Genomic DNA, 9,607 nt, shown 5'->3' with positions numbered 1-9,607 from the left:
TCAGAAGTGAAACGCCGTAGCGCCGATGGTAGTGTGGGGTCTCCCCATGCGAGAGTAGGACACTGCCAGGCATCAAATAAACAAAAAAGGCTACCCTAGCGGGTGGCCTTTTTTGTTTATCTCATTTATGTGGTGTGCGGCTCGAGCATGCATGCGACAAACTGCGCAGGCAGTTTGAACAGCGCTTGCGCTGGCCCCAACGGGGTGAGGCTCATCCTGAAGATGAGACGAATACAGTAGGAAAAAATCGTCGGGAACGATTTTTAACGTTGCTTGCAACGGCCCGAAGGGCGAATGGCAGGAAAGCCATTCATACACTGCCAGACATCAAATCAAGCCGAGACCCCATGCCAAAAGCGTGGGGTTTTTGCTATGTGGGATTTGGGATACAAGAGAAAGCCTTCTGCTGCGCAGAGGGCTTTTTTTATGTCTGTAATTTGGTGATAACTTAACGAAAGATGAATTGCATATGCAGTTATTTAGCTGATTTTGCATTAGTTAACCGCTTGATAGAGGCTATAACCAGTCACTGCGCCGGCGACATCCCAGGCAAAATCTTTCCAGCTCCAGCCCGTACCATCTTGCCGGCTATCATATAACTCTTTACCCGCACCTATACCTATCGAGAACAGTAAACCAAAGTTACGACTTTTCGCATCTGACCAATTTTGATGCTCGCCATAAGCTGTACCTGCGGCGGCTAAAGCGGCAGAAGCAAAGAAATGTTGTGCTTTGTCTTTCCCTGTCCAACTGTCATTGGCCATATGGGTACATGCAGTACTGATAAAAAGGAGCGGGGCAATAATTAAAGGGCGAAGATAAGGTGAGCACCGCATGCTCTCTCTCCTCTGGCTAGAGACAAAAAACCCGGCATAGAACCGGGTTTTTATATTTTAGATTTACAGAATACGGCTAATGAGTCGGTCGATACGAATTCTACGTAGACGACGGATCAGTTTGCGTACCTTGACCGGATATTGCTGAATATTCTCCAGCTCAAGGTAGTGTGAAACCACTTTAGTATGGGTGCGGATACACTCGAGCTCTTTTGCCCGCTGCTCATGCATCTCATGTTTAGGGTCGTGGATCAAAATGGCATTTTCCAGATCCAGACGCCATGCCCGTGGATTAAGATTATTACCGGTGATCAATTGCCAGTTATTATCGACCCACATTCCTTTCAGATGGTAGGTGTTATCGCCATCTTTCCATAAGCGAACAATAAGTTGCCCACTATCAACAAAGCGCTGCAAGCGGCTGAGAAAGCGGCGTAAGTTGATTTCGTATAAGTAGGGCAATGCACCGATAATCTTAAATGGCTGATCTTCGGGAATATAAAAGTCATTTGCTGTTTTGTCGCCAACAATAATCTCGACCTGTTTACCTTCGCGCAGTAGATAAATGATATTACGCACTAACAGCGCGGGCAGATTAAAGTAGGGTGTACAAATCGTGAGGCGTTCATCAGCGGAAGCCATCAAATGATGAATAGTTTTATTCAGTTGGCTCTTTTTACCTAACCCAACGAGTGGGGTAACAGCCAATTCATCATTGCTAGCTTGTGCTGGAAATTGATAACCGATATCACGCAATGATGAGCGAAACTGCCGAGTTTCGTTTTTGATCTCAGGGTTGGTTGGCCGATCGGTACGATCAAGGCGCTGAACCGCTCCTGCACTGAGTACCCGCTGCTTCACGTAATCAATCATAATATTGGCTAATGATGGATTCGTGATCAATTGATAGCGATCATAACGATACTTATCATTTTGATGGAGATAGACATCATTGATGCTGGCACCACTGTAAATCACGGTGTCATCAATAATAAAACCTTTTAGATGCAACACACCAAGGGCTTCACGGGTATTGACCGGAACACCGTAAATCGGAACACAGACATCCGGATGCTTGTTTGCCATCTCACAATACCAATCAGCATTGGTGTTGACTGCTGCGGCTCCGATGCGGCCACGCTGGGCACGATGCCAGTCGACTAGCACACAAATTTCCAGTTCAGGGTTCAGAAGCTTTGCCTGATAGAGGGCGTTCATCACGTCACGGCCTGCATCATCCTGCTCAAGGTAAAGCGCCACCAGATAAATACGTTTGGTCGCCTGGCCTATTAATTCCAGCAGTGTTGAGCGGAAAACCTTGGGGCAATAAAGCGTTTGGACATCATCAACTGGCTGGGGGAGTTTGGGCAGTTGTGCAAGGTGTTGTTGATGTTTGCTACGTTTGAATTTTGACAACATCACAGTGCGCTTCTTCTCTTGTTATTTGATGGCAAAACCGCCATATCCAAAAAAACACTAATCCATAGAGTCGGGCGATAATACCACTACTTTTCCGGATTGTGCGCAAGTTTTGCCTGCCGCAGACCGAATCGCTAATCTATGTGGCCTATATCACTTTGATTCATGTAATTGAAATCAAAGTGTCAGCTCCAAATTAACGATTCCATCCTCCATCTGTACATCAATACTAAAACCGAGTTTCTTTGCCAAACCTATCATGCCGCGGTTATTGGGCATGGTGACCGCAGTAAGCCGTGTTAGCCCGTGGCTGCGCGTATATTGAATCATCTTTTCGAGTAATTCTCGGCCTAATCCTAACCCTTTAAGGTCCGAGCGCACCAATACCGCAAATTCCGCGTCAATATTGTCAGGATCCGATAACGCCCGTGTGACACCAATGATTTCCGAGCCTGTTTCATTTTGGCGCACAGCAACAAATGCCATTTCCCGATCATAGTCAATCTGCGTCATATTCGCCAAATCATCGTGGCTGAATTCATTGATTTCACTAAAGTAGCGATAGTAGAGATCTTCTTTAGTCACTTGATCAATAAACAATTTCAGCAGCGGTTCATCTTCCGGCAAGATTGGGCGGAACAAACAATGCGAGCCATCTTTAAGCAGCACTTCTTGCTCAAGTTCGTGAGGGTAGGGGCGAATAGCCAGCCGAGCTTGCGGATCGCCAGTGACGGGTGCCAGTTGCATCGAGACATCCAGCAATGTGAACTCACTGCCCGAAGCAAGCACCGGGTGAATATCTAAGCGCGAGATTTCAGGGCAATCAAGGATAAGATTGGAGACCTGCACCAACAAGTGACTTAGCCCAGGGATATCCAAAGGTTGGAGTGAGCCGCGGCTGCGAATTTTCCCGCCTTTCACGGCCTGTATAATCAGGTAGCGAGCCAGCGCCATATTCAATGGCGGCAATGCGACGGCGGCTTGGGTTTCATGGTGCCACTCTATGCCGCCCTCTCCCAGCATGATCAGCGGGCCAAAAATAGCATCTTGCTCGACAGCAATCCGCAGCTCCTGTGCCCCAGCGCGGTTTGCCATGCTTTGCACCAATAAACCGTGAATGCGGGCTTGCGGATAAGTCCGCTTGACCCGATCTAGGATATCGTCAGCAGCCCGCTGTACTTCAATCGCGGTGCGCAGATACAGCATCACGCCCTGCACTTCTGATTTGTGCGGGATGTCAGGCGAGCGCAATTTGATGGCGACCGGATAACCGAGGCGCTCTGCAATATGTACCGCTTCGACACTATCACTGGCAATCCAGGTCGGCAGCATACGAAGGCCATAAGCTTCGAGAATCGGCTGCACTTCATGGGTATCGAGCTGGGTTGTTCCTTCTGCCAGCGCCTGACGGATTAACTGATGCACATGGGCCGTATTTGCCGTGAGGCCAACAGGCAGTGCGGGAGTCTCTTTCAGTTGCTTTTGGTTGCGACGATATTCCACCATGTGCATAAACGCGGTAATCGCCCCTTCCGGTGTGCGGTAGGTCGGGATCCCGGCTTCGGTAAACAAACGGCGAGCATCTTGTGATGAATACTCGCCGCACCAGTTCGTCAGCAACGTGATGCGCTTGCCGCGTGGATGCTGACGGATAGCCGCAATCAGTAATTCCGCCGTTTTACTGCCCGGTGCTGCGGCGCTTGGCGAGTGAATCAGTAGTAGCGCGTCATAATCGGTACTGTCCAATAGTGGTTTAACTGCCGCCAGGTAGCGCTCAGCAGTCGCATCATCCCGTAGGTCTATTGGGTTACGTAAGGAAACAAAAGGCGGCAGTGCGGCACTCAGCGCGGATTGAGTCGTGTCCGACAAGGTTGCCAGCTTGCCATTACGGCTAATCAGTTCATCCAATGCCATCGCCGCTGGGGCAGCACCATTACTGACAATCAACAGCCGCTCGCCACGCAATGGGTGCATATGACTGAGTGTTTCGACCGCAGAGAACAGCTCGTGAGTATCTTGAACTCGCAGCAAGCCGGCGCGCTGAATAGCAGCATCATAGGCGGCATCTAGCCCTTGCTGACCATTCAGCAACTGCTGGGCGCGCTGGCTGCGGCCGCTTTTAACCACCAGAATAGGTTTGTTGCGTGAGGCGCTACGCGAGGCAGATAAGAAGCGGCGAGCATCGCTGATATGTTCGATATACAGCATGATGGCGCTGGTTTTGCCGTCTCGGGCTAAAAAGTCGAGTAAGTCATCGACATCAATATCCAGGCTGTCACCCAGCGCAATAAAATAAGAGAAGCCAACTTCCCGCTGTTGCGCCCAATCCAGAATGGTATTTGCCACGGCTGCAGACTGGGAGATAAACGCCAGCCGGCCTTTTTTGATTGGAACCGGGGAGAAACTGGCATTCAACCCTTGCCACGGAGCCAGCAAGCCCAAGCTGTTAGGGCCAAGCAGGCGCATATGATGGCGTTGCGCACAGGCTTTCAGCTCTGAGAATTGCTCGGTTGCCGCCGACAGAACAATCACCGCTTTGCAGCCACACGTGCCCAAATCTTCCAGTAGGGTTAGATTGCGGCTGTCATGAGTGCAGAGGATGGCTAAGTCCGGCGTGATGGGTAGGCTGGCAATATTCGCATAAGCCAGCACGCCACAAACGGCTTTATGAGTGGGCGTTACCGGCAAAATAGGGCCGTTGAACCCGCCATCAAGCAAATTACGCATCATCAGGAAGCCAGCACGCTCAGGTTTTTCAGAAGCGCCGATAACCGCGATAGACTTCGGGCGTAGTAGTGCTTCTAATCCACGTTGGCTCATATTTATCCCCGTCATCTTTCACGTTGCAGAAGTGTTGGCTGCTCTCGCTTACCCGAATTACTTACTGATGTAAGCTTATCGGGGCTCTCTCCTTTGCCGCCTTCCTGCACCCTGAAATCTATCGGGTATAAGTTAAGGGCAGCTTGCCTAATTTTATGCGATATCTTCGATACTTGCTGTGACTCGGCCCACTGGATGATGAGGTTTTCCGGCTAAATATTGTTGGCGAAAATAGTGGAAATGCGCGGTTAACCCATCAGCCGCTTGAATATCACCCGCCTGCTGAAGTAGGGCAGCGGCCACCTCGACAGTACAGTGTTGTTCCGGACGTGGTGATTCACGCAGTAAATAATCTGAGGTATTACTGACATTCAGCGACAGTACAGGTAAACCGGCAAGGTACGGGCTTTTGCGGAACATTTTTTTGGCCTCATTCCAGGTTCCGTCCAGCAGAATGAATAATGGCGGTTTATCGCTAACAGGTAATTGATTGAGAACCTGCCGCTCAGGGGCAGCGTATTTTTCCGGGAATACCACATAAGGTTGGCGCTGAGGGTCACGAATCGCGGCTAATAACTCAGGATCAATTTCAGTTCGCGCCCAGAGAAAGGCTTGGGTGTCTGGCAAAATATCGGCAATTAGGCGGCCGGTATTGCTGGGCTTGAGGGGTTCGGTGTCGAACATCACCAGACAAAAGCGGCTACTGGCGGGTTGAGGCTTGATGGTGTCGCACAAACAAAAGCGCTCAGTCAGCAGACAGCCCTGGCAGCGAATAGCGCGACAGCCTCGGGCGCGATAAGGGCGGGTAGATAGTGCTAGCCGCTGGCGACGCAGGCGCAATACCGCATTTTCTGTCGTTATAGTTACCGGCAATAGCTGCTCGTTGCTCAATGTCTCCGTCACGACGGGCTCCTGAAGAAATAGCGTTATTCTAATGAACCTATAGCCTGAATTATAGATAAAGTAACGCCCCAGACAGCAAGCTGCCGGGGCGTACAGTCTAATTTGGCGGGGGAATACCGCCAAATGAGCAATAAATGAAGTAAACTAGCTTAGCGGGCCGCTGGTTCTAGGGCTAATTGCTCATCTAACCAATGGTCAAAAGGTGCCTTTGGTACTGCCCCGCTAAGCATGTCGACCATTTTGCCGTTACGATACAGCATAATGGTGGGAATGCTGCGGATGCGGAAACGGGTGCTAAGTGCCGGTTCTGCTTCAGTATTGATTTTGACGAAGCGGATTTTTCCTGCGCGTTCAGCAGCAACATCGCTAAAGATAGGGGCGAAGCTGCGGCAAGGGCCACACCAAGGCGCCCAGAAATCGATGACGACGGGCAGGTCATCTTGCAGCAGTTTATCCAGCGTTTCAGCGGTGGCGTTAATGACTTCGCCATCAAATAAAGAGTGGCCACAGCGCCCACATTTAGCGCCGTCATCAATACGTTCTTCCGGCAGGCGATTAGTCGCCATACAAGCTGTACATACCGTATTCATAAATTAGCCTTTATTTTGTATCTCATTAGATAAGAGAAACCAAACAGTCAAAGTGAGCTGAATTGTTTCGTTGTTGTTATCTATTATGAGTATAAATGAGGACAGTGCCAAAAAGGTTTATTCGATGAATACGATAGTTGGTAGCTTTTAGCGCTTGCTTATGGCTAACCGAGCAGACATCAGGTAATCTTCGCGCCCTGCGCGTTGGTGGAGAAGACAATGAACGATTCATTTAGTGGCAAGAACGGCAAAGTTAAAGTGATGTACGTCCGCAGTGACGAAAGCAGCGACGACCGTAACAGCAATAACCGTAGTAACAAGCAACGTCCGGCAGGTAAAGGTCGTCCGGGTGATAATGCTGGTCGAGGCAGTTCACCGCGTAATAATGACTCACGTCGTAACGATTCCGGCCGTAATGAACGCGATCGTCCTAGCCGTCCGGCTCGTTCTGACAGCAGTGGCCCTTACGATTCACCGTGGAAAACCGTGTCTCGTGCGCCATCTGAAGAGCCAGAGTTTGATCACGGCGGTATCAGCGGTAAAAGCCATGTGGATCCGGCACAATTGCGCCGTCAGCGGGCTGAAGAAACGCGTGTTTATGGCGAGAATGCCTGTAAAGCGCTGTTTGAAAGCCGCCCTGATGCTATCGTGCGCGCCTGGTTTGTGCAGTCAGTGACTCCCCGTTTCCGCGAAGCGCTGAAATGGATGGCGGCTAACCGCAAGGCTTACCATGTGGTTGAAGAAGATGAGCTGGCGAAAGCATCCGGCACAGAGCACCACGGTGGCGTGTGTTTCCTGATTAAAAAACGTCAGGGTTTGGATGCAGAAACCTATCTGCAGCAGCAGACTCAGGCGAAAGATTGTGTATTGGCGCTGGAAGATGTGGGTAACCCACATAATCTGGGTGGCATCATGCGTACCTGTGCACACTTTGGTATTAACGGCGTGTTGTTGCAAGACCCGGCGATGCTGGAGTCAGGTGCTGCAGTACGTACAGCAGAAGGCGGTGCAGAGCATATCAAGGCAATCAATGCTGATGATTTCCTCTCTGTGTTGGATACCTTCCGTAAAGCGGGTTACACCATCGTCACCACTTCAAGCCATAAAGGTGTCAGTCTGGCGAAAGCTGAACTGCCAGCCAAAATGGTGCTGGTATTAGGTCAAGAGAGTGATGGTCTGACCGACAGTGCTTGGCAGCAGGGTGATATGAGTGTGTCTATCGGCGGTACCGGGCGAGTTGAAAGTCTGAACGTGTCGGTGGCGACAGGGATTTTGTTGTCAGAATGGTGGCGTCAAAATAGCGCCCAATAATACCCTGCGTCCTTGACGTTGCAGGGTTGTTAGCTGCGTTCATGCACCCGAATCACATACTTGAGTATGCTCATCGGGATACATTTACTTGCTGCCTACCTGCAACGCCAATGACTTTGGGTATGCTCAGTATAAAAAACGGGCGCTGATGATTAGTCAGCGCCCGTTTTTTTATGTTAAATCTTGATTGATTTAGTGCGCGCCACCGCCTCCGCCACCGGACGTAAACGGAGGTTTAGCAAACCAGACTAACGCCAGCAGCAGCAGGAAGACACCCGCCGAGAGCCAGAAGATTTCATTAGCCGAGATAATCAGCCCCTGATTGGTAATTTCCCGCGCCAGATAAGCCGAAGCCTGTTGCTGATTCAGCCCCAATTTTTCCAAATCCTGATACATCTGTGTCGCATTCGGATTGAACGGATTAACAAACTCCGTCAGTTGCGAATGGTGCATAGACTCTCTTTGCGTCCACAGCGTGGTGGTGATTGAGGTACCAATCGAACCGGCCAGTGTTCGCAGGAAGTTAGATAAACTGGATGCTGCGGCCATGCGCTCCGGCGGTAAGCCGGATAAGGTAATTGCGGTCAGTGGCATAAAGAAGCAGGCAATCGCAAAGCCTTGCACAAACTGTGGCCACGCCGAAGCACCAAAATCCATTCCCGGTTCGAATGTATATGCCCGCCAGTAGAAACAAACCGCATACATAATGAAGCTGAATGTGACTAACTGCCGCATATCGATTCGATGAGAGAAGCGACCAATTATCGGTGACAGCAATACCGGTAAGATCCCCACTGGCGCTGATGCCAAACCGGCCCAAGTGGCGGTATAGCCATAGACCTCCTGAAGTAGCTGAGGCAGCAAAACAATCGCGCCAAAGTACAACATATAGGCCAGGCTGATACACAAACAACCAATGGTAAAGTTTCTCGATTTGAATAATGACAAATCGATCACCGGATGGTCGTCGGTTAGCTCCCACACTATCAGGAAGGTAATGGCAATCACGGCAACTACCGTCAGGACGATAATCTCGGTCGAGTTAAACCAATCCAGCTCCTTACCTTGGTCGAGCATGATTTGCAAGGCACCGATACCGACGACCAATAATACTAATCCCACCGTATCAATTGGCCTGATCTCAGTTTTAGTCTCTCGCCCTTTCAGGGTGCTGCCCGCAATTAAAATAACCACTATCCCAATCGGGATGTTGATAAAGAAGATCCAGCCCCAGTGATAGTTGTCACTGATATAACCGCCGAGGATCGGCCCAAAGATTGGGGCGACAACAATTGTCATCGACCACAATGCCAGGGCCATACTTCGCTTCGCCGGGGGGTAGTTATTCAGTAGCAGGCTTTGTGACAATGGAATCAATGGCCCGGCAACCAGCCCTTGAATCACCCGGAAGAAGATAAGCATCCCCAGGCTGTTTGAAATGCCGCACAGCCATGAGGCCAGCGCAAATAAACCTATTGCCCACAGAAATAATCGAACTTCACCGACACGTTTTGCCAGCCAGCCGGTGATAGGGATGGAGATCGCATTAGCCACACCAAACGAGGTGATAACCCATGTGCCCTGTGAGTTGGACGAACCCAGATCACCGGCAATGGTCGGAATAGCCACGTTAGCAATGGTGGAGTCCAGCACCTGCATGAAAGTCGCTAATGATAGCGCGATAGTCATCCAGGCGAGTTGGGCACCTTCAAGCGGTTTTTGTGCCAC

7 protein-coding genes are annotated in these 9,607 nt (G+C 50.3%); 1 reads left to right on the top strand and 6 read right to left on the bottom strand.

The genetic code is table 11. The features are described 5' to 3' along the window. Positions 1-494: 494 nt before the first annotated feature. The 5 genes from FTA96_RS13950 to trxC all read right to left on the bottom strand — a co-directional run bounded on the left by FTA96_RS13950 (position 495) and on the right by trxC (position 6,568). Positions 495-836, bottom strand: coding sequence for a YfiM family lipoprotein (locus FTA96_RS13950; protein WP_050110105.1), 342 nt, complete (start codon positions 834-836; stop codon positions 495-497). Positions 837-899: 63 nt separating this feature from the next. Next, the gene (gene pssA, locus FTA96_RS13945; protein WP_391592631.1) at positions 900-2,252 is read right to left on the bottom strand and encodes a CDP-diacylglycerol--serine O-phosphatidyltransferase; all 1,353 of its coding nucleotides are present in this window, start codon (positions 2,250-2,252) and stop codon (positions 900-902) included. A gap of 180 nt (positions 2,253-2,432) precedes the next feature. After that, entirely contained in the window at positions 2,433-5,075 is a 2,643-nt protein-coding gene (locus FTA96_RS13940; protein ID WP_145574085.1) for a bifunctional acetate--CoA ligase family protein/GNAT family N-acetyltransferase, read from the bottom strand. Between the two features lie 153 nt (positions 5,076-5,228). Then, on the bottom strand, positions 5,229-5,978 hold the full coding sequence (locus tag FTA96_RS13935) for a tRNA-uridine aminocarboxypropyltransferase (protein ID WP_145574083.1): 750 nt from the start codon (positions 5,976-5,978) through the stop codon (positions 5,229-5,231). Positions 5,979-6,127: 149 nt separating this feature from the next. Then, positions 6,128-6,568: a thioredoxin TrxC gene (gene trxC / locus FTA96_RS13930; RefSeq protein WP_145574080.1), complete on the bottom strand. Its 441-nt coding sequence runs from the start codon at positions 6,566-6,568 to the stop codon at positions 6,128-6,130. 219 nt (positions 6,569-6,787) lie between these two features. Between trxC and FTA96_RS13925 the strand changes: the two genes are divergently transcribed. After that, entirely contained in the window at positions 6,788-7,879 is a 1,092-nt protein-coding gene (locus tag FTA96_RS13925) for a tRNA/rRNA methyltransferase (protein WP_050110100.1), read from the top strand. Positions 7,880-8,071: 192 nt separating this feature from the next. Here FTA96_RS13925 and emrB read toward each other — a convergent pair whose 3' ends face one another. Then, the gene (gene emrB, locus FTA96_RS13920; RefSeq protein WP_050110099.1) at positions 8,072-9,607 is read right to left on the bottom strand and encodes a multidrug efflux MFS transporter permease subunit EmrB; all 1,536 of its coding nucleotides are present in this window, start codon (positions 9,605-9,607) and stop codon (positions 8,072-8,074) included.

Origin of the sequence: Yersinia alsatica, from assembly GCF_902170305.1 — a bacterium.
Taxonomy (GTDB): Bacteria; Pseudomonadota; Gammaproteobacteria; order Enterobacterales; family Enterobacteriaceae; genus Yersinia; species Yersinia alsatica.
The sequence above is the reverse complement of the archived record's forward strand: the minus strand, read 5'-3'. Positions and strand labels throughout refer to the sequence as shown.